At 31.0% G+C, this 23,092-nt stretch carries 23 protein-coding genes, 1 pseudogene and 1 other annotated feature; of the genes and pseudogenes, 12 read left to right on the plus strand and 12 right to left on the minus strand.

Annotation, left to right across the window (positions count from 1 at the left end):
• Window positions 1–114: 114 nt before the first annotated feature.
• The gene (gene grpE / locus RWS90_RS01445) at window positions 115–684 is read right to left on the minus strand and encodes a nucleotide exchange factor GrpE (RefSeq protein WP_314548165.1); all 570 of its coding nucleotides are present in this window, start codon (window positions 682–684) and stop codon (window positions 115–117) included.
• A gap of 13 nt (window positions 685–697) precedes the next feature.
• Window positions 698–1,711 carry a heat-inducible transcriptional repressor HrcA gene (hrcA, locus tag RWS90_RS01450; RefSeq protein ID WP_314548166.1) on the minus strand — a complete coding sequence of 338 codons (1,014 nt, stop codon included), beginning with the start codon at window positions 1,709–1,711 and terminating at the stop codon, window positions 698–700.
• Between the two features lie 266 nt (window positions 1,712–1,977).
• On the opposite strand from hrcA, the gene prfB reads away from it, so the two are divergent.
• Window positions 1,978–3,096: a peptide chain release factor 2 gene (gene prfB, locus RWS90_RS01455; protein WP_314548167.1), complete on the plus strand. Its 1,119-nt coding sequence runs from the start codon at window positions 1,978–1,980 to the stop codon at window positions 3,094–3,096.
• Window positions 3,097–3,187: 91 nt separating this feature from the next.
• Here the strand turns inward: prfB and def are convergent, their stop codons facing one another.
• Window positions 3,188–3,742, minus strand: coding sequence for a peptide deformylase (gene def / locus RWS90_RS01460; RefSeq protein WP_314548168.1), 555 nt, complete (start codon window positions 3,740–3,742; stop codon window positions 3,188–3,190).
• Window positions 3,743–3,995: 253 nt separating this feature from the next.
• Between def and RWS90_RS01465 the strand changes: the two genes are divergently transcribed.
• Both RWS90_RS01465 and RWS90_RS01470 read left to right on the plus strand, forming a co-directional pair.
• Window positions 3,996–5,687 carry a M3 family oligoendopeptidase gene (locus RWS90_RS01465; protein WP_314548169.1) on the plus strand — a complete coding sequence of 564 codons (1,692 nt, stop codon included), beginning with the start codon at window positions 3,996–3,998 and terminating at the stop codon, window positions 5,685–5,687.
• Between the two features lie 221 nt (window positions 5,688–5,908).
• On the plus strand, window positions 5,909–6,643 hold the full coding sequence (locus RWS90_RS01470; protein ID WP_314548170.1) for an HAD-IB family hydrolase: 735 nt from the start codon (window positions 5,909–5,911) through the stop codon (window positions 6,641–6,643).
• A gap of 64 nt (window positions 6,644–6,707) precedes the next feature.
• Here the strand turns inward: RWS90_RS01470 and RWS90_RS01475 are convergent, their stop codons facing one another.
• The gene (locus RWS90_RS01475) at window positions 6,708–7,643 is read right to left on the minus strand and encodes a hypothetical protein (RefSeq protein ID WP_314548172.1); all 936 of its coding nucleotides are present in this window, start codon (window positions 7,641–7,643) and stop codon (window positions 6,708–6,710) included.
• Between the two features lie 214 nt (window positions 7,644–7,857).
• On the minus strand, window positions 7,858–8,559 hold the full coding sequence (locus RWS90_RS01480) for a nicotinamide mononucleotide transporter family protein (RefSeq protein WP_314548173.1): 702 nt from the start codon (window positions 8,557–8,559) through the stop codon (window positions 7,858–7,860).
• A gap of 394 nt (window positions 8,560–8,953) precedes the next feature.
• On the opposite strand from RWS90_RS01480, the gene efeO reads away from it, so the two are divergent.
• Genes efeO through RWS90_RS01505 form a run of 5 tightly spaced genes read left to right on the plus strand, consistent with a single transcriptional unit; the run spans window position 8,954 to window position 13,664 of the window.
• Window positions 8,954–9,832 (plus strand): iron uptake system protein EfeO, encoded by an 879-nt coding sequence (efeO, locus tag RWS90_RS01485; RefSeq protein WP_314548176.1) that lies wholly within the window; start codon window positions 8,954–8,956, stop codon window positions 9,830–9,832.
• 1 nt (window position 9,833) lies between these two features.
• Window positions 9,834–11,069, plus strand: a complete 1,236-nt coding sequence (gene efeB / locus RWS90_RS01490; RefSeq protein WP_314548178.1) for an iron uptake transporter deferrochelatase/peroxidase subunit — start codon at window positions 9,834–9,836, stop codon at window positions 11,067–11,069.
• Window positions 11,047–12,744 (plus strand): FTR1 family protein, encoded by a 1,698-nt coding sequence (locus RWS90_RS01495; protein ID WP_314548179.1) that lies wholly within the window; start codon window positions 11,047–11,049, stop codon window positions 12,742–12,744. Before efeB ends, RWS90_RS01495 begins: the two co-directional genes overlap by 23 nt.
• Before the next feature lie 12 nt (window positions 12,745–12,756).
• On the plus strand, window positions 12,757–13,470 hold the full coding sequence (gene tatC / locus RWS90_RS01500; RefSeq protein WP_314548197.1) for a twin-arginine translocase subunit TatC: 714 nt from the start codon (window positions 12,757–12,759) through the stop codon (window positions 13,468–13,470).
• The gene (locus RWS90_RS01505; protein WP_314548180.1) at window positions 13,470–13,664 is read left to right on the plus strand and encodes a twin-arginine translocase TatA/TatE family subunit; all 195 of its coding nucleotides are present in this window, start codon (window positions 13,470–13,472) and stop codon (window positions 13,662–13,664) included. Before tatC ends, RWS90_RS01505 begins: the two co-directional genes overlap by 1 nt.
• Window positions 13,665–13,738: 74 nt before the next feature.
• On the opposite strand, the gene metA is transcribed toward RWS90_RS01505, so the two are convergent.
• The 7 genes from metA to treR form a co-directional block, all read right to left on the minus strand.
• Window positions 13,739–14,656, minus strand: a complete 918-nt coding sequence (metA, locus tag RWS90_RS01510; RefSeq protein ID WP_314548181.1) for a homoserine O-succinyltransferase — start codon at window positions 14,654–14,656, stop codon at window positions 13,739–13,741.
• Window positions 14,657–14,721: 65 nt separating this feature from the next.
• Window positions 14,722–14,950, minus strand: a binding site (T-box leader).
• 166 nt (window positions 14,951–15,116) lie between these two features.
• Window positions 15,117–15,680, minus strand: a complete 564-nt coding sequence (locus RWS90_RS01515) for a histidine phosphatase family protein (protein WP_314548182.1) — start codon at window positions 15,678–15,680, stop codon at window positions 15,117–15,119.
• An 88-nt stretch (window positions 15,681–15,768) separates the two neighbouring features.
• Window positions 15,769–16,335, minus strand: a complete 567-nt coding sequence (locus RWS90_RS01520) for a histidine phosphatase family protein (RefSeq protein WP_314548183.1) — start codon at window positions 16,333–16,335, stop codon at window positions 15,769–15,771.
• A gap of 9 nt (window positions 16,336–16,344) precedes the next feature.
• Window positions 16,345–17,313 carry a class 1b ribonucleoside-diphosphate reductase subunit beta gene (nrdF, locus tag RWS90_RS01525; protein WP_314548184.1) on the minus strand — a complete coding sequence of 323 codons (969 nt, stop codon included), beginning with the start codon at window positions 17,311–17,313 and terminating at the stop codon, window positions 16,345–16,347.
• A 24-nt stretch (window positions 17,314–17,337) separates the two neighbouring features.
• Window positions 17,338–19,428 carry a class 1b ribonucleoside-diphosphate reductase subunit alpha gene (gene nrdE, locus RWS90_RS01530; protein WP_314548185.1) on the minus strand — a complete coding sequence of 697 codons (2,091 nt, stop codon included), beginning with the start codon at window positions 19,426–19,428 and terminating at the stop codon, window positions 17,338–17,340.
• Window positions 19,415–19,795 carry a class Ib ribonucleoside-diphosphate reductase assembly flavoprotein NrdI gene (gene nrdI, locus RWS90_RS01535; protein WP_314548187.1) on the minus strand — a complete coding sequence of 127 codons (381 nt, stop codon included), beginning with the start codon at window positions 19,793–19,795 and terminating at the stop codon, window positions 19,415–19,417. The genes nrdE and nrdI overlap by 14 nt, the downstream gene beginning before the upstream one ends.
• A 302-nt stretch (window positions 19,796–20,097) precedes the next feature.
• On the minus strand, window positions 20,098–20,820 hold the full coding sequence (gene treR, locus RWS90_RS01540) for a trehalose operon repressor (protein ID WP_314548188.1): 723 nt from the start codon (window positions 20,818–20,820) through the stop codon (window positions 20,098–20,100).
• A gap of 193 nt (window positions 20,821–21,013) precedes the next feature.
• Here treR and RWS90_RS01545 point away from each other — a divergent pair, with 193 nt between their 5' ends.
• From RWS90_RS01545 to RWS90_RS01555, 4 genes and pseudogenes are all read left to right on the plus strand, one after another.
• Window positions 21,014–21,664 carry a TIGR01906 family membrane protein gene (locus tag RWS90_RS01545; RefSeq protein ID WP_314548190.1) on the plus strand — a complete coding sequence of 217 codons (651 nt, stop codon included), beginning with the start codon at window positions 21,014–21,016 and terminating at the stop codon, window positions 21,662–21,664.
• Window positions 21,665–21,763: 99 nt separating this feature from the next.
• Window positions 21,764–22,078: pseudogene (locus RWS90_RS07840) on the plus strand (DUF5011 domain-containing protein); the annotation flags it as partial.
• A 33-nt stretch (window positions 22,079–22,111) separates the two neighbouring features.
• The gene (locus RWS90_RS07845) at window positions 22,112–22,315 is read left to right on the plus strand and encodes an immunoglobulin-like domain-containing protein (RefSeq protein WP_399541424.1); all 204 of its coding nucleotides are present in this window, start codon (window positions 22,112–22,114) and stop codon (window positions 22,313–22,315) included.
• 182 nt (window positions 22,316–22,497) lie between these two features.
• Entirely contained in the window at window positions 22,498–22,998 is a 501-nt protein-coding gene (locus tag RWS90_RS01555) for a universal stress protein (RefSeq protein ID WP_314548193.1), read from the plus strand.
• Window positions 22,999–23,092: the final 94 nt, after the last annotated feature.

Below are 23,092 nucleotides of genomic sequence, written 5' to 3' on the forward strand. Positions count from 1 at the left end.
GATACTTTCAAATCATTTCGTCACTTCGTTCCTTATTCTTTGAGTATCTTTGAGAAGCTTCCTCGTAACCATTTCTTCGTATTTTCAATACTAGAAATGTTAACGATGTAGCCTTTAAGAATTTACTTTTACCATTGCTGGTCTGATTACTCTATCTTTTAGTTTGTAACCTTTTTGGAATGTATCTAAGATCACTCCACTTTCTTTGTCGCTTTCTTCACCTTGCATTACTGCGTGGTGGAAATTTGGATCGAACTGAGCATTTTCAGTTTCTACTAATTCTACACCTTCTGATTTAAGCGCTGCTTGCAATCCTTCGTATACCATTTGTACACCTTTTAGAATTGTTTGTACTTCTTCATTAGTTGATTCAACTTGTAAAGCACGTTCAAGATTATCTAAACTTGGTAAGATTTCTGTTATGACTTTTTGACTCTTATAAGTATTTATAGTGTCAATTTCTTGATTTTTACGTCGTTTAAAGTTTTCAAACTCTGCATAAAGTCGTAAGTATTTATCTTCTGATGCTTTTACTTCTTCTTGCAGTTTTTCAATTTGTTCTTGTAATAACTCTTCTGCAGTTTTCTCTACTACTTCCTCTGAATCTGTCGTTTCCTTAGTTTCAACAGTTTCTTCTGCTGTTACTTCTTCTTGTAGAGTTTCTTTTTGTTCTTCAGTAGCCATCTCTACCTCCTAATTATTTTAAATTATTATTTAAATTATCACGTACACAAGCTATAAGTGTCATGATTTTTGAATAGTCCATTCTCTTTGGTCCAAAAACGGCGATTACACCTTGACCATTAGATGTATTATAACTACTAGACACTAATGAAAGATCATCTATATTCCCAAGATTAAGCTCTGTTCCTATTTTAATAGACGGTTGGTCTGTTGCTTCATTATTATCTAGAAGTTCGACTATCTTATCATCTTCTAAGAGCGATACTACTTCTTTTAATTTTTCTACATTATCTATATCGGGTTGTTTAAGTAAATTGTACTTACCCCCTAATGCTACAGTCTTCTTAATTTTATTTTGCAACAATCTATTTAAAGCAACTACTATCATATCGTAGTTATTAACTTTATTTTTAAGATATTTTTCTAACTCACCATGAATCATTACGTGAGCTGTTGCCATATCTACATCATAGAAATAACTTTGAAGAAGCTTATTAACCTCAACTATATCCGCTGCAGTAAAATCCGCATCAAGTTTATAGTTTTGTTGGAACACTTCTCCTATATTTGTTACTAATATAACAAGAATACTACGACTACTTAGAAGAATAACCTCTATCTTATTAATGCGCCTATCCGTTTTTGTCGGAGCTAGTATTACCGCTGTACAATCAGTTAAGTCCGACAGTACTATAGCATTTTTTTCTAAGAAGTTATTTTCCGAAACTATATCACCATTAACGAGCTGTTTAAGTTTTTCATTCTCACTATTCGATAGTTCATAATCTTTTTTTATATAATCTACATAATAGCGATAACCTTTTTCTGAAGGTACTCGTCCTGATGAAATATGCGTCTTTTTAATCAAACCTTCTTTTTCTAATTTACTCATGTCATTCCTTATCGTTGCCGAACTGAAATCTATATTTTGAGCAATTTGTTTAGAACCGACAGGTTGATTAGTCGTAATAAAATTTTCGACTATAGATTGAAGAATGAGTACTTGTCTATCTATTAACATCGTCATCACCTATTCTCCAATTTTATAATTTAGCACTCTAAGAGTTCGACTGCTAATTACATATATAATAATATCATTAAGGTCAAAATAAGTCAATACTTTTTTTAAAATTTTTTTGACTTTTTTTGACCTTTATTCCTTATATTAATTTTTCATGTTATTTCTACTCTATTTTATTAGTTTAATTTATTGCCTACTCTATTCTAACCTTGTATCTTGAGCGAATTTCTTGTATAATAAATAAGCGAAAGAAGTTAATAGAGGTAAAAATTTTGGAACTTATTGAACTTAGAAAAGAACTCGAAGAAATTAACAAAAGAATAACTGAATTTAAAACTTCATTAAAGATAGAAGATAAAACTGAACGTGTTGCTGAAATAGAAAATATGATGCTCGATGCTGATTTTTGGAATGATAATGAGGCTGCTAGTCTACTCGTTACCGAATCTAAAAGTATAAAAAAAGAACTTGATGAATTTAGCGAAATGATAGATTATCTTGAACACTCTGAAGAAATGGTTGAATTTTTAAAAGATGAAGAAGATGATGAAATTTATCAAGATTTGTTAGAAACAGTAGTGAATCTTAAGTCAAGTGTTGAAGATTTTAGTTTTAGATTGTTATTCTCTGAAGAATATGATAATAATAATGCTATTTTAGAAATACATGCAGGGGCTGGTGGTACTGATGCTACAGACTGGTCAGAGCTAATGCTTCGTATGTACGAAAGATTCTTCACAAAACAAGGATTAAAATACAGCTACTTAAATTACCAGTCTGGCGATATTACAGGTGTCAAATCTGCGACCATAAAAATCGAAGGTGACTTTGCTTATGGTTTATTAAAAGGAGAAAAAGGAGTACACCGTGTTGTTCGTATCTCACCTTTTGATCCCTCTGGAAAAAGACATACATCCTTTGCTTCAATTGATGTTATACCAGAATTCAATGAAGATGAAATTAATATAGAAATAAATAATGAAGATTTGAAAATTGACACTTATCGTGCTCAAGGAGCAGGTGGACAGCATATTAACACTACTGACTCTGCAGTTCGTATTACTCACCTACCAACAGGAATTGTTGTGCAATCACAATCTGAACGTAGTCAAATACAAAATAGAGATTATGCAATGAAAAACTTAAAATCCAAATTGCATCAACTAGAAATAGAAGAAAAAGAAAAAGAACTAGCCGCTATTCGAGGTGAACAAAAAGATATTGGTTGGGGTTCACAAATTCGTTCATATGTATTTACTCCATATACAATGGTCAAAGACCATAGAACAAACTATGAAGTCTCTACTGTAGATAAAGTAATGGATGGTGAAATAATCGACTTTATCGACGCTTATCTTCACTTTAATATGAAAGAAAAAGAAATATTATAATCAAATACACGGGGATGACTCGACAAAATCTTGTTTCTTAAGAAATCACGATTTTTGAGCCACTCCCGTGTATTTTCTTCTATAAATTAGATTATAGTTTTTCGTATTCCGCCGGAACATCAAATGGATTTTCTTTATTAATATGATCGTAGAACATAACTCCATTCAAGTGATCAATCTCATGTTGGAAACAAATAGCTGGTAAATCAGTTAAAGTTAAAGTAACTTTTTCATCATTTTCGTTATAACCAACTACTTTAATTTTTGAATAACGTGGAACATACCCTTTAATTTCTTTATTTACAGATAAACATCCCTCTCCACCAGCTAAATAACATTTTGCAGCTGAGTTTGAGATGATTTTTGGATTATATAGTGCATAAGAAACTGTGTCTTCTGGAAACTCTTCATCCGGAATGTGCACAGCAATCATTCTTTTTGAAACGTTGATTTGTGGTGCAGCTAACCCTATTCCAGGTTTTAATCCTAATTTTTCCGCCTTTTCATCATCTTGTGAAGCAATAACATACTCTAATAATCCACGTAAAATTTCTTTGTCTTCTTCTGAGATTGGACTTTTTACTTCTTCAGCACGCGCTCTAAGTGTCGCATGTGGATCTATAATTATATCTTTAGTTGTAATCAAAATTTTTCTCCTTTATTTCTAATAAATTTTCGGTATCTAAGTACATACTTAATTATTTCATAAATACAGCAGAATGTCAAAGGGCAAAGTTTCCTATACGACATTTTTTTCGTTTTTCTATTTTACATAAAATATTACTTCAATTGTCTATTTTTACTTTAAAGTTTTCTGAAATTTATTTTTGTATTTTTATTTGTTTCATGTTATCATAGTATTATTGATAATTTAGAATAAAAATTTTTAGGAGGTTAATATGACTTTTGAAAATTACCAATATACTAGACCAAATACAGAACAATTAAAAGAACAATTAGAAACATTAAGAGAAAAATTAAATACATCAAATAGCGCTGAGGAGGTTGTAGAAATTTTCAATGAATACAACAAACTTCGCGATGATGTAAGTACAATGTCACAATTAGCAGAAATCCGTGTAACTATTGATACTAGAGATCAATTTTATGAAGCTGAACAAGAATTTTGGGATGAGTTCGGTCCTGAATTAGATTCCCTTTATAGTAAATTCGATAAAGCAATGTTCAATTCAAAATTCAAAGAAGAACTAAAAAAAGAAATTGGAGAACATTACTTTAATCTAATAGAAACTTCTCTAAAAGTATTCAGCGATGAAATCATCGAGGACCTAAAAGAAGAAAACAAGCTTTCTTCAGAATACACTAAATTAACTTCAAGTGCTAAAATACCATTCGATGGAGGAGAACACAACTTAAGTGGTATGGCTAAATATACACAAGATGCTAATCGTGAAACTCGTTTATTAGCAAGTAAAGCCGTAGCTAAATTCTTCAAAGAAAACTTAGAACAATACGATAGTATCTATGATCGTATGATTAAGGTACGTACACGTATTGCGAAAAAACTTGGCTTTAAAAACTTCGTAGAAGTTGCTTACCTACGTTTACGTAGAACTGATTACAATGCAAAAGACGTAGCAAACTACAGAAAACAAATTTTTGAAGAAATCGTACCTGTAGTTGAAGAACTTAAAAAAGCACAAGCTAATCGTCTAGGGCTTGAAAAACTTTCATTCCACGATGAAGGTGTAACATTTAAATCAGGTAACCCTACTCCTAAAGGAGATCGTCCAACACTTGTTGACTATGCTAAAACAATGTATAAAGAATTATCACCAGAGACTGATAAGTTCTTTACATTCATGACTGAAAATAATTTACTAGACTTAGATACAAAACCAGGGAAAGCTGGTGGAGGTTACTGTACATTTATTCCAAACTACAAAGCACCGTTTATTTTCGCTAACTTCAATCAAACTCCGCACGATGTTACAGTGCTAACTCATGAAGCTGGACATGCATTCCAAGTTTTTGAAAGTAGACATCATATGCCAGATTATGTTTGGCCAACATACGAAGCTTGCGAAATTCACTCAATGAGTATGGAATTTTTAACTTGGCCTTGGATGAACTTATTCTTTAAAGAAGATACAGAAAAATTCAAATACTATCACATGGCAACATCAATCAAATTCTTACCATACGGTGTTACTGTTGATGAATTCCAACACGAAGTATATGAAAATCCAGAGCTAACTCCAAAAGAACGTCGTATGAAATGGTTAGAAATCGAAAGAAAATACTTACCATCTCGCTACTACGAAGATATCCCTGAACTTGACGAAGGATTATTTTTCTATCGACAAGGACATTTATTTAGCGTCCCATTCTACTACATCGACTACACTCTAGCTCAAGTTTGTGCATTCCAATTCTGGAAAAAAGCTAATGAAAATAGAGAAAAAGCATGGAAAGAATACCTACATTTATGCAGACTTGGAGGAACTAAACCATTCTTAGAATTAGTAAAAGAAGCAAACTTAGAAAATCCATTCAAAGACGGTACTATTTCTAACATCGTACCAGAACTTAAAAAATATATCAATTCTGTTGATACAACTGAATTCTAGAAATTTAAGGAAGTGACTCAAAAATCGTGATTTCTTAAGAAACAAGATTTTATCGAGTCATCCCCGCACAGTTTATTAGATATCTAAAAGGCTTTCATAAAACGAATTTAGATACCAATAAACCACTACGTCTATAAGTTCTTATATGAATTTTGTTAAATTTTAGGACTTTTGGGGCAGTCTCTTTAACTCTAAAGTAGAATTTTTAAGGAGGATAAAATATGAAAGATAAAAAAATAGCTGCATTTTTTGACATTGATGGAACTCTTTATAGAGATTCTTTAATGACTGAGCATTTTAAAAAATTAATAAAATACGAAGTTGTAGATGAAAAATATTGGTTAAACGGTGTAAAAGATAGTTATGTCAACTGGGATAAGAGATTTGAAGACTACGATAACTACCTATTTGGCGTTTCTGAAGCCTATGTTAATGCAATAACAGGACTACATAAAAAATATATTGATTTCGCAACTGAACAAGTAATGAAACTAAAAGCAGATCGTGTATACAAATTCACTAGAAATATCATAGAACAACATAAAAAAAATGATCACTTAATTATTTTTATATCAGGAAGTCCTGATTATTTAGTTGAAGCAATGGGGAAAAAACATCATGCATTTCTAGCAATCGGTAGTAAATACATTATGAAAGATGAAAAATTCACAGGTGAAGTAATTCCTATGTGGGATGCCAACAGTAAAAATAATATGATTGATAAGTTAGTCGAAGAATATAATATTGATCTTGACAAGTCTTTCGCCTATGGCGACACCAATGGGGATTATAATATGTTAAGACGTGTTGGTAATCCAGTTGCCATGAATCCAAGTCGCGAATTACTAAGTAAAATTAAAGAAAACAAAGAACTATCAGAAAAAGCTACTATTCTTATTGAACGTAAAGATGTTATTTATAAAACACGAGCAAATATCGACGTCATAGAAATATAAAACAAAACTCAAGGTAATAGACAAATATGTCCTACCTTGAGTTTTCTTATCTAATATTTAATTATTAAGTTCTATATAAGAATTCAGAACCTTCTTCGCTATTAAGATTCACTCCAGAAACCAATCTATTTCCAACTTTTTTGTAAAGCTGTGCTTGAGTAGTGAAAGTAAGTTTGCTTCCATCTTCTTTAATAATTTTAAAGCTCTTACCATTTATAGACCACTCTATTGATTCTCCATCATACTTTTTAAGAAGATAGCCTTTATATCTATTAACAAGATCAGAACTCATTTTTCTTGCTCCTTCTTCATCCATTGCACCACCTATACCGTTTGCATCTGCTGGCAGCGAATTACTATCATTTAATAAAGCAGGATTAGGTCCACCTAAATCAACATCTGATCTTTTCTTTTTACGTTCTTGTTCTCTTTTTTCAGCAAGTTCTTTTTCTTTTTTCGCTGTCTCTTCAGCCTTCTCTAAAATTTTATTCCCAGCATCACTTAATACCTGTTTCAAACTATTATTATTAAATTTATATTTTTCTAAAACTTGAGAAAGATTTTTATTGAAATTAGAATCAGTTTTAAGATTTTTTATTTCATCTTCTGCTCTTTTATAATTATCAATATCCGAACTTAGCCAATTAATTGCTGGTGAAAAATTAGAATTAGTATCAAGCTCTTTAGCTCTATCCAAACTATCCTTAGCATCGTCAATTTTTTTATCCTCAAGACTAATGGCGGTATTTCTGATTTCTTTTGCAACTTTTATATCTGTTTTAATAGTTGGTATAACTTTTTGGGCAACATCTGTTGTTAATGTATCTAAACCTTTAGAGCCACCTTCAAAATCATGTTTAATATTAATCATATCAACGTATTTTTGATATTCCTCTTTTACTTTGTTATCCTTTCCACCACCAAACATAAAATAATAAGCTGTAGCACAAATTAGTATAGCAACAATAATACTCGAAAATATAGCAATACTTTTTTTCATATATATTCTCCTGTTATCTAAAATCTTTCCACTCTTAGTGGACTATAAAATTATTATCTCATAGAAAATCATATTTTACTAGGAATAAATTAATATTATAAATTCTTCCTAGTTTACGTACTGAGCACGTCAATTATCTACTTATAAAAAAGCTGTTGACTCCTGCATCTTTACACAGTTATCAACAGCTTTAAATTTATAATTGTAGTTTAATTTATTCTTCAGAATCTTTCCAAACAAATAGTGCACCAACACTATTAATGATATAGAAAATATATTTACCAACGTTAGCGAAGTTTCCTTGAACTACTGCTTTTGTAAGTTGAACAATATTATACAGTAACCAGAATGGCCATTGTGTCGTTAGCTTAAATGTATTTAATCCATTACCCATTAATGAGAATGCAAATGCAATTGTAGTGATGTATGCAAGAGTACTCATCTTACCATGATATCCGATGTAGTTAGTTGCATATGAGAACACAAATGAAAGTATTGCAATTGCTGTTAATACTGTATATAATTTTGCTTTTGACATAGTATTTGGTTTATCGGTAGATTTATTCCATACATAGATTGCACCTAAATAGATTAAAAATGTTACAGGGTATGTGATAATCGCAGCTTTGTTACCCAAGATATAATCAATAACTCCTGATAATACAGCATTGATGATACCTAAGTAGTTACCAAGTTTACTTAATTTCCCTGTAAATCTTGTAGATAGCATTGAGATACCAACGTTAATTACAGAAATAAGTCCGAATGGTACAAGTGCAGTCCATGGACCCCAATCAACGAATTTATCTAATCTTGTTGCTAAGTAACCTGATGCAATAGCAATACCAATTACTAAAACAACCCCTAGTAAATCAAACCATTTTGATGTTGCGAATATTTTTAATTTTTGTTTCATAAAGCCTTTTATTCCTTTTTTTAAAAGTATCGCATTATATTAATGCAATCTTAATTTTTTAGGTTCTTAGTAGCCTTTTTATATCACTTACTAAAAATCTACTTTCATTATACATCAAACATTTTTCACTTTCAATCAATAAATTTTCGCATTTTCACTTAACTATTATATAACATAAATATATTTTTAAAAATTTAATACAACATTAGCCTTTATCTTAAACTTTTATCTGATGCATAAAAAAAAGAAATTCTATTATTTAGTTTCCTTATAACTATTTTATTCACCTTGTAAAACTTTTATTTTTTTAAAAAAATGTTTCTTTTCACTTTACTTTACAACTGATAATGATTATAATTTATATTAGATAAAATAGAAAGTGAGTACAAGATACATGAAAAAAAATAAATTATTTTTAGCACTAATGGCTGGAACTATCGTAATTAGCGGATGTTCTGCTAAAACTGATAAGAAAGAAGAAACTAAATCTTCTCAAGTAGATACTTCTAAAGGAACAAAAGAACAGCTTAAACAGGCAACTGAACTGTACAAAAAATTTGTTGAAAAGCAAGTAGACACACTACTTAAAGACACTGAAAAGTTTGCTGAGACTATTAAAGCAGGGAATCTTGAAGAAGCTAAGAAACAATACCCAGTTATTCGTATGGCTTATGAGCGCTCAGAGCCAATTGCTGAAAGTTTTGGAGAATTAGACGTAAACATCGACTTCCGTCTTGCTGATTACTTAGAAGAAAATAAAACAGAAGAAGGATGGCGCGGATTCCACAGAATTGAAAAAACTATGTGGGAAAAAAATACTACAAAAGGTACTGAAGAATATGCAGACCAACTAGTAAAAGATATTAAAGAATTAAAAGCTAAAGTTGCTACTGTTGAAGTTACACCTGACTTAATGGTAACTGGAGCTGTTGACCTACTTAACGAAGTTGCAACACAAAAAATCACAGGTGAAGAAGAAATATACTCTCACACTGACCTTTACGACTTTAAAGCTAATATCGAAGGTGCTGAAGAAATCTTCAAAATCTTTAAACCATTAATCGAGAAAAAAGATAGTAAATTAGCTAGTGATTTAGTTGAAAAATTTGCTACAATCAATAAACTATTAGATAAATATAAAACTGATGACAAACACTATAAACTATATACTGACTTAACAAAAGAAAATACAAAAGAACTTTCTGAAGCAGTAACAAAATTAGGTGAACCACTTTCACAAATGGGTGTAATTTTAGACGAAGAGGCTAAGTAATATGGAAGAATCTGGTAAAAAATGGATTGACAAAAAAATAACAAGACGTGATTTCCTAAAGAAAGCAGGAATGACTGGAGCTGGTGCGGTTGTTGGAGCCTCGGCTCTTGGTGGTTTTTTCGCAAATAAAGCTGAAAACAATAGAGTCATTGCTGATGGTGAAGAGAAAATCAGTTTCTACGGTAAACACCAAGCTGGTATTACTACACTAATGCAAAAATGCGTTTATTTTGTCGTGCTAGATTTACACTCTACTAAGCGTGATGATGTAATCAACATGTTTAAGGAATGGACTAAATATAGTGAAAAATTAATGAATGGTGAACTTGTTGAACCTGCTCTTAAAAACCATTATTTACCACCAAAAGATACTGGAGAAACGGTAGGATTAAATCCCTATCGTTTAACTCTAACATTTGGAGTTAGTACAAGTTTCCTAAAAAAAATGAAATTAGATAATAAAAATCTTGAAGAATTTAAAGACTTACCACCTTTCGCTAGAGAACAACTAAAAGATAAATACACAGGTGGAGATATTTGCATTCAAGCGTGTGCAGACGATGAGCAAGTAGCATTTCACGCTGTTCGTAACTTAGTTAGAAAAGCCCGTTCTACAGTCACTATGAAATGGAGTCAATCAGGATTTGCTGCAATTGGAAACCGTATTGAAACACCACGTAATCTTTTTGGATTTAAAGATGGTACTGCTAATGCAACTAAAGAAGATCAGTTTAATAAAATCGTTTGGTGTGATAATAATAACTGGATGAAAGATGGAAGTTACATGGCTGTTAGGCGTATTCAAATGCACCTTGAAACATGGGATAGAACAAGTTTAAATGAACAAGAAAATACATTTGGAAGATATAAAGATAGTGGTGCTCCTTTCGGAGAAACTGATGAATTTGCACCAATTGACCTTAATAAAAAAGGGCCAGATGGAAAACCACTAATCCCCGTTACTTCTCATGTTCATTTAGCACATAAACCAGGTGTAGAACTTCTGAGACGTTCTTACTCTTACTCAGATGGAATAAATGAAACTACTGGACAGTTCGATTCTGGATTACTATTTATTTCATTCCAAAAAGATCCAAAACAATTTATTACAATCCAAAATAGTCTTGGAAATGAAGATAAAATGAACGAATACATAACTCATATAGGTAGTGGTTTATTCGCATGTTTTGGAGGAATTAAGGAGGGAGAATATATTGGGCAAAAACTTTTTGACTAAAATTATTTTAGCTTTCATCGTACTATTTAGCTTTAGTTCAACATATTTAAAAACTATAGTAGCTAAAGAATCATATAGTAATCTTTTTATAAAAATTACCGATGCTAATACTGCATTAAAAAATAATGAGCAGGATAAAGCTAAAAAACTAATAGAAGAATTTAAAACAGAATTTGAGTCTACAAAAAATTCAGATTCTGAAGCTGGAAAAAAAGTTAAACAAACATTAAAATCAAATGATATTAATGAAGAGAACCTAAGAGAATTGTCAACTGCTCTACTTGCTTTTGAAAATGAACAAAATCCTCTAGATGTTGAAGCTGAGAAAAAAGCTTTTAAAACAAGACTTTATCCTGCTTTCGATAAATTAGAAAAAGCTATTAATACTAAAAATATAGAAACAATGAAAGCAGAATACGTTAAATATAATGCTGCTTGGGTTAGAAATGAAGGTATCGTAAGAACACTAGAACCTGCTTACTATGGAAAAATAGAAACAACTATGTCATTTCTACGAAGTTCTATGGAGGTAGAACCATATGACTATCAAAGTATAAAATTATATCTAATAGATTTAAAAAATTACCTAGACGATTTTCTAGCAGGTAAAAAACTAGAACAGAATACAGATGTTAAAACACTTGAACAAGGAATAAAGATTCTTGAAGATAGTCTTTCAGCCTTTAAAGATGGAAACACAGCTCAAGGCTCTCAAAAAATGAAGAAATTCATTGAAGTTTGGCCTATAATCGAAGGTGAAGTTCGTACACGTAACGCTTCATTATATACTAAGGTAGAGAGTGAAACTCCTATTATTATGGTTAAAGGTAGCGAACAAAAATACCAAGATCAACTTAAAAACTTGATTTCAGAACTTTCTAAAATCGATACGAAGTCTAACTATACTGCATTAGATTCTATGCTAATTTTACTTCGCGAAGGTGTAGAAGCACTAATCATTGTACTATCTTTAGCAAGTGCTTTAAAAGCTGCAAAACAAAGAAAAGGCCTAGTATGGATTTATGCAGGTGCCTTAGTCGGTATTCTTTCTAGTATACTAGCAGCCGTAATCTTAAAGTACTCATTTCCCACTCTAGCATCAGGTACTAACCGAGAGATCATCGAAGGTGTAGTTGGTATCTTCGCAGTAGTAATGATGATAGGTATTGGAATATGGCTACACAGCAAAAGTTCTGTTAAAGCATGGAAAAAATATATGGATACTAAACTAAATCTAGTACTTTCAACTGGAAGCTTTATTTCTATGTTTACACTTAGCTTCTTGGCAGTATTCCGTGAAGGCGCTGAAACTATTTTATTCTATGCTGGAATCATGCCATTAATTTCAGCAACAAATCTCCTAATCGGAATAGCTCTTGCTGTTGTCGCATTGATTATTATCGGTTTAATAATGGTTAAAGCCTCAGGGAAACTTCCTATCAGTAAGGTATTCCTAGTATTATCTTGGCTAATATATATTCTAGGATTCAAAATGCTAGGTGTAAGTATGCACGCCTTACAAATTACTAACATTCTATCAAATCATATTATAGATTATCTACCTACTATTGAAACTCTAGGAATCTATCCTAGCATTGAAGTAGTTACAGCACAACTTGTATATATAGTTATTGTTGCTATTAGCATATTCTATGAAAAATCTAAAGATAAATAGGAAAAATTTATGATGAAATATGGAGATAAAATTTCTACCGTGGATCATCTAACCGAACTTAGAAAGAGATTGATACTAAGCCTTATGTTTTTTATCATCTCTTTCATAGTAAGTTTATTATGGTCTGCAGATATTTATAAATTTTTAACGAGTAATTTTAATAATAAATTGATTGTTCTTGGACCTAATGATATACTATGGATATATCTAACACTCGCAGGTATTTGCGCCTTCACTTTTTCGATACCATTTATTTGTTATCAAATCTGGGCATTCATTAAGCCTGCTTTAGAAGAAAAAGAAGCTCGTGCGTTACTTGCTTATATACCAGCGGTATTCATTTGCTTTTCAACAGGATTAGCTTTCGGGTTCTTTATAGTGACCCCTGCTATTTTAAACGTGCTACTTTCTATTGGAGATGATTTATTCAACACTCAATTAACAGCTCAAAACTATCTATCATTTGTTATTAATACAACAATACCGATAGCAATACTTTTTGAATTTCCTGTTATTGTAGCTTTTTTAACATCACTAGGTATCCTAACGCCGAGATTCTTAATTAAAAATAGAAGATACGCATATTTTATATTAATAGTAATAGCAGTAGTCATTACGCCTGCTGATTTTATTAGTGATATCGTCATGTCTATACCATTAATTTTAATTTATGAAATTAGCATTATTATTAGTAAGTATATTTACAACAAAAGAGGTGAAAAATAATGGGATTTTTACGTGATATCGGGGCTCCTGGAGTTATAGTTCTTATTATAGCTGCTCTAATTATCTTCGGTCCTAAACGTCTACCTGAACTTGGAGAATCAATCGGAAAAATGTTCACATCATTTAAAAAATCAATTTCAGGATTGACTGAAGAAGAAAACTCTACAAAACAAGACGAAAAAAAAGACAATTAAAAATAGGGGTTGACTCGACAAAATCTTGTTTCTTCGAAATCACGATTTTTGAGTCACTCCCTATTTCTTTTATCCTATTTTCCTAACTCTGTTAAATCATATGGAGTTAATTGGTATACCTGGTTTAACCAGTTGTGATAGAATAAATAAGCTACTCCTCTCCATCTATTTTTAGGTACTTTTTCATCATCATTTCCCGGGTAATAGTTTACAGGAATATCTATCGGTAAATTACTATTTTTATCACGAACATACTCATTATGAAGAGTATCTGCATCATATTCGATGTGCCCTGTTATAAAAATCTTTCTTAAATCTTTAGTCGCTACAAGAAGAGTTCCAACATCTTCTGACTTAGCAAGAATATCTAACTCAGCAATAGTAGGAAGTTTCTCCTCCTCTATTCTTGTATGCCTAGAATGAGGAGCCAAGAAAGTGTCTGTAAATCCTCGCGTTAAAGTATGATTTTCGATAAGAACATCATGTTCAAAAACCCCAAATACTTTATCACTAACTTGTTCTTTTTTCACTCCATAGTGATAATATAAACTAGCCTGTGCAGCCCAACAAATGTTTAATGTTGAAAATACGTGCGTTTTACTCCATTCAAAAATATCATTCAACTCTCCCCAATAATTAACATCTTCAAATTCTAGATGTTCTATCGGTGCACCTGTAATAATAAGACCGTCATAATACTTATTTTTCACTTCATCAAATGTTTTATAGAATTTCTCTAAGTAAGATTGTGCTGTATTTTTTGCAATATGACTTGTCATATGTAAGAACTCCACTGTTATTTGAAGGGGAGAATTCCCTAGAAGTCTTAGTAATTGACGTTCAGTTTCTTCTTTCTTCGGCATTAAATTTAAAATTAATATCCTTAAAGGCCTAATGTCTTGATTTTTCGCCCTATTCTCTTCTATTACAACTACTCCCTCCTCTAATAATTTATTTTTTACCGGCAATTCGTTCTGTATACATATTGGCATTATTTTTTCTCCTCAACTACTATTTATGTTAAATAAAAAAACTCGCCACTATTACAAATTAATGTAATAGGGACGAGTCTATCGTGTTACCACCCATATTTATGAATATAAATATTCACCTTTCTCGGTACGTGTTCATACCGTTGTGCTATATCGTGCACCTTCGTAATTACCTATTAGATAATTATTACTCCGAGACCATTTTCAGTTATATCTCCTCTTGCTCTCTTACACCAACCGAAAGCTCTCTGCTATGAATCAAATTTAACCTACTTATCTCTTCAATGTTTTACATATTAATTTACTTAATAGTATAAAGAATTTAACACTGTTTGTCAATAGAAACTAACTTAAAATTCTCAATTAAAAAAACTATTTTATTACTAAAAGTAAACTCCATCATATAGAAAAACTTAGAGATTACTTTAAATACTTATCTTTAAAAAATATACCTCTATGATTATTTATTAAACTCTATGAGTTCAAACTTCTCTCCATCATAGTTAAGAACGCTAACAGAAGTATTCACTATGACACCACGCAACACTTCTTTGATACCTTTTTCAGTTAAGAATGAGCGAATTAAGCCACCATGGCAAACTGCCAACATTGTCTTATCTGGATGCTCTTCATGTTTTTCCTTAAAGAATTCTTCTACTCTATCAGCAGCATCAGAATCTAATTCCATTCCTCTCGTTTCTCCAGCTTTAAGACCAGCGCCATACTCTGCAAAAGAAACACCTTCATATCCACCATATGATTTTTCTATAAGCCTCTTATCTTTTATTATAGATAGTTTTTTATTATCTTCACTATTTGAATTATCTAGCATATATCTTGCTGTGTCATATGCTCTACCTAAAACACTACTATAAGCTATATCAATCTTATAGCCTTCGATTTTTTTACCTGCTGCTATTCCTTGACGAATCCCTTCTTCATTTAGCGGTATATCAGTGTGACCTTGAACCATTTTATTTTTATTATAATCAGTTTCTCCATGTCTTGCTAAAATTATACGCATATTACCATCTCCTTTACTTGAAAAATTAGGAAACGACTCTTAAAAATGATTTCTTCAAAATCAGAATTTTGAGTCGCTCCCTAGCTATCTATATATTAAATTTCTCTAATATAAATTTTTGTCCATCATAGTGTACTACGTTTAATGCAGTATTGTTAATTAGCATATTTGATTCAGGATATAATCCTAACGTGCGTAAGAATATACGAATTAATGCACCATGACAAACTACTAAAATTGTTTCATCTTTGTGCTCTAAATATTGTTCATTGAAAAATGAACTCGCTCTTTCATACACCGCTTCATCTTTCTCAATAGACTCTAAACCACTTTGAACTTCTAATGCAGAAAAATACTCTTCAAATGTTTTCCCCTCAAAATCCCCAAAGAACTTTTCTATTAAACGATTATCAGTAGTTATTTCTTTGGAAATATTTTGATTATTATTTGAGTTATCAAGCATAAGTCTGGTTGTTTCAACAGCGCGTTTTAACGGACTACTAAAAGCACAATCAATATTATGTTCAGTTAACTTTTTTCCTGCTTCTGTCGCTTGATTTCTACCAGTTTCATTCAATTCAATATCACTATGCCCTTGAATCAATCTATTTTTATTATAATCTGTCTCACCATGTCTTACTAATAATATTTTCATGATTTTTACCTACTCAAAAATAAAGTCCTCATCTTCAATCGATTCTACATTCATACTTACTACATATCCATCACCTTTAACACTAAAGAAGTCATGGTTTTTAGTATTTGTATTCATTGCATTTTCAATAATTGGGTTGATCTCTTTATCTTCAAAGTACCCTGGGTATCCTAAATTCGCTAAAGCACGGTTAGCATTATACTCAACATAATCTTTCACTTCTTCATATAACCCTATTTCGCTATATATGTCTTTAGTATATACTAATTCATTTTCATATAAATCTAATAACAGTTTATACATTTCTTTTTCAGCGCGTTCTTGCTCCTCTGGAGTAAGAGTTTTGAATAGTTCTTGAGCATCAAATCCTGTAAAACTTCCATGAATAGTTTCATCTAATAAGATTTTACGAATAACCTCTCCAGAAGTCGTTACTTTACCTTGTCCAGCTAAATATAATGGGTAGAAGAATCCACTATAAAAAATGTAACTTTCTAAGAATACTGAAGCAACACGAGCCATATATAAGTCATATTTAGGAACTTCTGGCTTGAATAGTTTCATGTAGTAGTCTTCAATTAATTTCGCTTTATATTGAAGTTCTGGATTACTAGGAACCCATTCATCTAATAAGTAATCTGTTTCTTGTGAAGGGATTAAAGATGTGAATATCGTTGAATAACTTTTCGCGTGAATCTGCTCCATCATCCCCATAAAGCTGTATACAGCTTGTTTTCTCATATCTTCTGTATGTAGAGATACAAGAGGCATACCTTTATCACCTTGCTGAGTATCAAGACCAGTTAAACCAGCTAATACTTTCTTATAAGCCTCACGTTCTTTATCATTTAAATCTTCGTTCCAGCTCTTGATATCTTTTGATACTTTAAACTCAGTATCAACCCAAAATTGAGCAATATTTTGACGCCAATACATAAATGTTAAGTCATCTTGTTTATTCCAGTTTACTGCTTTCATAATTAGTAATTTATCCTCTCTTTTCTATATAGAACAAGACGTACATTCTTCTACAGAAAGTAGTTTATTTCTTGTGTAATATAGTGATTTCAATCCTTTGTGATGTGCGTAAATATAATATCTAGCCAGTTCTCTTGTTGTGATATCAGAATTTACGAATAAAATCACAGAAATACCTTGGTCTACGTGTTCTTGAATAACTGCCATTAAGTCAATAAGTTTCATTTGATCTATAGTAAATGCTGATTTATAGTACCATTGAGTTTTTGGACTTAAGTATGGCATTGGATAAAATGTTTCAGCATTCCCATAACTTCTACGTTCAATTTTATCAACAATCGGTAATACACTAGATGTTGAGTTTTGAACATAAGAAATACTTTGTGTTGGTGCTATAGCCATTCTATAAGCATGATATAGACCATTTTCTTTTACTCTATTTTTTAGACTTCTCCAATCATCTTTTGTTGGGATATAAATTCCTTCAAATAAATCTTTTACTTTATCTGTTACTGGTAAATAGTCATTTTCAATATATTTAGTAAAGTAACTACCATTATAATAATCCGATTTTTCAAAGTCTTTAAATGTTTCATTGCGTTTTTTAGCGATTTGCATTGAACGTTCTAATGTATAGTAGTTCATCATCATAAAGAAGACGTTCGCAAAATCTTTCGCTTCTTCACTTTCATAAGCTATACAATTTTTAGCTAAATACCCATTTAAGTTCATCGCTCCAAGTCCAACAGAGTGGAACTCATCATTAGCTTTTACAACCCCAGGAGCATTTTTAATCTTAGTAGAATTACTTACAAATGTTAGTGAATCCATACCTGAATAAATTGATTCTTTAATTTTCTTGCTTTCCATTACGTTTACAATATTTAATGAAGCTAAGTTACAAGAAATATCACGCTTAATAATATCTCCTTCACCGTAATCTTTAATTACTGAAGTTTCTTGTAATTGGAAAATCTCAGTACATAAGTTACTCATCTTAACTTGTCCAATTTCACGAAGTGCGTGATTTTTATTAGCATTATCTTTAAACATTAAGTATGGATACCCTGATTGCAATTGGGTTTGAGCAATTAGGTTAAGCATATCACGAGCATCGAATTTACGCTTCATAATATTTTCATTAGCTACAAATTCATCATAGTATTTAGCTATATCAATATCGTCTAACACTAAACCATATTCTTCATAGATAGAATGAGGTCCGAACATGTAGAAGTCTTTATTTTCACGAGCTAAATCGAAGAATAATGACGGTACGATAACACCTGTAGAAATCGTTGGAAGACGTAATTCTTCATCGGCATTGACTTTTTTCGTATCTAAAAATTCTAGCACATCATAGTGGAATATATTTAAGTATACCGCACCAGCTCCTGGACGTTGCCCAAGTTGATCAGCATACGCAAAGCCTTGTTCCAAAGACTTAGCAACAGGAATAACACCTTTAGCTACCCCTTTAATACCTTTAATACTCTCACCACGTGCACGTAATTTCGATAGGTTTATCGCAACCCCACCACCAATTTTTGAAAGTTGCTTAGCAGTTGAGTCAATGTAGTTGATTGAGTTAAGTGAATCACCAACTTCTAATAAGAAACAAGATACTAGCTCACCACGACGGCTTCTTCCTGAATTTAAAAATGTTGGTGTTGCTGGTTGTAATCTTTGTTCAAGCATAGAAATCATAAGTTCCTTAGCTAATTCTACATCACCATCCCCTAAATACATCGCTACAATAAATACATGTTGATTAAAGTTTTCTAGATATCGTTTTTTGTCATTAGTTTTTAATGCGTAATCTTTATAAAATTTACTTGCAGCCATGTAACTTTTAAATTCAAACTTAAAGTTAGCAGCAAGCTCTAAACATTCCAAAATTTCATCTTCAATATACTTCTCAAAGATATTATAGTAAAAATTCTCCTCTACTAAGTATCTTAGTCTCTTCATTTCTGAACTAAATTTAACAGTACGAAAGTCTACTTCACGAAGAAATTCTTCAATAGCCTCTATATCCTTTTCTAATTTAAAAAAGCCATTGTCACCTCTTTTAGTTACTTCATTATTTAGTTCAATGTGATTAAATTTCTCCATTCTCTACACTCTCCAAATATATTTTTTTAAATTTTATTAAGTCTTTTGTATTCCCGTGCAATTCAATCTTCATAAGTAATGGCACATTATACTTCTCGCTAATAGTCTCTGAAGCCTTAGCAAATCTATTCCCCCAGTTTTTATTACCGCTACCAACTACACCTTTTAAATGTTTGTGATTCAGTTCCAAAAACGCTTCTACATCTTCTGGAACTTTCCCAAATCCTATAGTTGGCGTTATTAAAATGTAGTCAAAATCGACTTCGTAATCTATATCCCACAAATCTATAACATCATCTTCAGGGATTTTACACATATTTACAAATCGCATACAATTCCCAGTCAATGAGAATACAATTATCTTCATTTTCCTCACACTCCAAGAAATATTTCCGAGGATTATTTCCCGGAAATTCAATAAGTTATATTAATTATACACTCTATTTAGTTATTTTTCAACGGTTATTTTTTCACGTGAAAAGGTTTACATTCTTTTTTTCGGAATTTCTATACTTATTTAATATTTACGAAGTTTATTATCAAGTGATAAACAGATAAATAATTAAAATCCCATACGAAAAAAATTTTTTTGACAATTATTTAACGAAATTTCATAGAAAAGAACTTCGAACAAAATTCATTTGTCCAAAGTTCTTTTCTATAATAATATTAATTTGATTTACTTCCTCTTCTTCTAGCAAATTCAGAGAAATGAAACTTATCAACCCTATGTCGACTTTCTGTATAATGAAGAAAATCAGTACCCTCAGTATAAACATCGCTTCTCAATACAGCAATATGTTTATGACCATTCAAATCAATATATGTTAAATCTTCTTCGCTGACCGGTTCGATTTTGAAGTCTTTATTTCCATAAGAGATTTTGATTCCTAAATCTTTCTCCAAGTACTCGTATAGAGATTCTTCTACACGATCGGTAGGCAAACTATCAATTACAGTTTTTCTGATATAATCTTTGTCTAATATTACAGCTTCACCATCAACTATTCTTTGGCGAACAAGATAAATTAGTTTTTCACCTTTTTTTACAAGTCCAAGTCTTACTAAAAAATCAGGTGCTTCTACTTCTTCGTTGATCAGTACTTTAGTAATAGCCTCAACATCTTGAAATTGTCTGCGTTCCTTAAAACTTAAAAGTCCTGTTACCGGTATACGATATCTATTCACATCAAGAACGATAGATCCCTTACCTTGTATTTTATGGATATATCCATTTTCTAACAATAACAGCAACGCTTTCCTTATAGTTTCCCTAGAAACATCATATTCTCTTGCAAGTTCATTTTCACTTGGTAAAAGCGAATTAGACCTATATTGCCTATTTTCTATTTTTTCTCTTAACTCTAAATAGATCTTAAAAAACTTATTCATGATTTCCCCCAAAACAAATAACTATATGTGTATATTTTACCATAATTCACGTAAATATTAAACTTTTTTTACTCAAAAACTATTGTAATTTTCGTTTTTTTGTTAATTTCTGTAAATATGTAAACCAGATTTGAGGCAACCCTTATTTCTTCTTGAATATTTATATGTTATAATGTTGTGTGGAGGTGCTTAAATGAAAAAATACATAGTACAACTACTCATTATTATTGAAAATTTTTCACTATTTATTAGTGCAATTCTTTCTATAATATTTTACAATTGTTTTAATTTAGATTTTTATAAAAATTTTTATCAAAAGGAAAATTTAGCCACAAAAATAGGCACTACTTATGATGAATTAATAGATAATACTTCTAATCTTTTAGATTACCTTAACTATAAAGCAGAACTAAATACTTCATGGTATACACCTAAGGATATACTACACATGGTAGATGTAAGAACACTATACAGTATTAGCCATAAAATAATGATAGTTTTTTTAACTATATTCATTATTTCTACCATATTATTAGTAGTACTCTGTAAAAGAAATACAATATACTATATTTCTAAAACATTTAATAAAGTACTACTATCATTTTTTGTAGTTATCGGAGGATTAACTTGTATAATTTCATATAATTTCAATTCTTTCTGGATTAAGTTTCATCAACTTCTATTTTCTAATGATCTGTGGTTATTAAGCCCTGATGAATCAAATCTAATTCAAATGGTTCCAGAAGAGTTCTTCATAAGTCTTATTACAAAAATAATAATTCACATCTTTATATTATTTATATCACTATTTATATTAAACTTCGTTATAAAGAAAAAAAACTAAAAACATTTCTATTTAAAACGCATTTAAAATTTTACTTATTATGATTATGTGATATAATAAATTCTAGTTTCAAATAAATAAATTATGAAAGGATATAATATGGCTCAAAATGATAAAAATGTTATTACTGAAGACAAAGTAACTTTTAGACTATGTGATGATTGCCTTGGTGTTAACCTTAAAACTTTAATTCCTAAATTAAAAAAGAAAGCTCCAAATGCTGAATTTATCATAGGATGTCAATCTTACTGTGGACCTGGGCGAACTCAAACATTCACGCTAGTAAATAGTAGAATCTGTATTGCTGATACTGAGGTGGAATTAATGCCATTAGTGGATGAAAAACTTAGAGATCGTATGAGTGCCGAAGATGAAGAAAAATACAGAAAGCGTCTTGAACGTCGTCTTGAACGTACTTTCTACTTTATCATTCCTGAAAATGCTACAATCAAAGTTGGTGAACAAATAGATATCAGTTCCGAAGGAGTCATTGCACGTAAAGCTGGACAATCATATCTTGATGATCTGATTATTGAAGGAGAAGTTGATACTTCTACACCAGGAACTTATGAATTAGTATACAGAGTGACAATTGATAATAAAGAACACAAACGAAAACGAACTATTACTGTGGTTGATGAAAACGTGTAATCAATATTCATAAAATAATCAAAACATAAACCTAGGAGTTGAAAGCTGTATATACCACCACTCGTAGGTTTTTTCTTTGTTTTCATAAAAAATATTTATACTGTTTTTTTGAAAATAACGTTTACTTTTTTTGTAAATATGATATAATATAAGTAAAGACATAGAAGTCGGAGGTTATGATCATGGAAAATAAATATTCTAAAATTTTAGTCGCAGTAGACGGTTCAAAACAAGCTGAATGGGCTTTCAAAAATGCCGTTGCCATTGCTCAAAGAAACGAGGATGCAGAGTTATATATCGCGTCTGTTATTGATGCGACAATCGCAACTTCTGGTTTATCAGATCCTTACATTTTCAACTCTTTCTACAAACGTACTAAAGAATTAGTTGATAGCTATGTAGAATCTGCTAAAGAAGCTGGCCTTACTAAAGTGTTCGGTATCGTTGAACAAGGTATTCCAAAAATTGTTCTAAGTGAAGATATCGTTGATGAAAAAGGTATCGACCTTGTAGTTTGTGGTTCTTCTGGTTTAACTGGATTCAAACGTATGCTTATGGGATCAGTGTCTGAAGGTATCGTTAGATATGCTAAATCTGACGTAATCATCATTAAACAAGGTTCTATCCCTGCGGATTTTGAAGCAACTATTGCTAAAAAATTCCAAGAAGAACAAGATAAATAAGATTTCTAAAATATTTAAATTAGTACTTGTTAATTTAAATGGCTCTTTGTCAAGTTCGGGGCACGAGAAAAAATCACTCAAGAAATCTAGGCAG

The sequence above is a fragment of the uncultured Gemella sp. genome, from assembly GCF_963529685.1.
Taxonomy (GTDB): domain Bacteria; phylum Bacillota; class Bacilli; order Staphylococcales; family Gemellaceae; genus Gemella.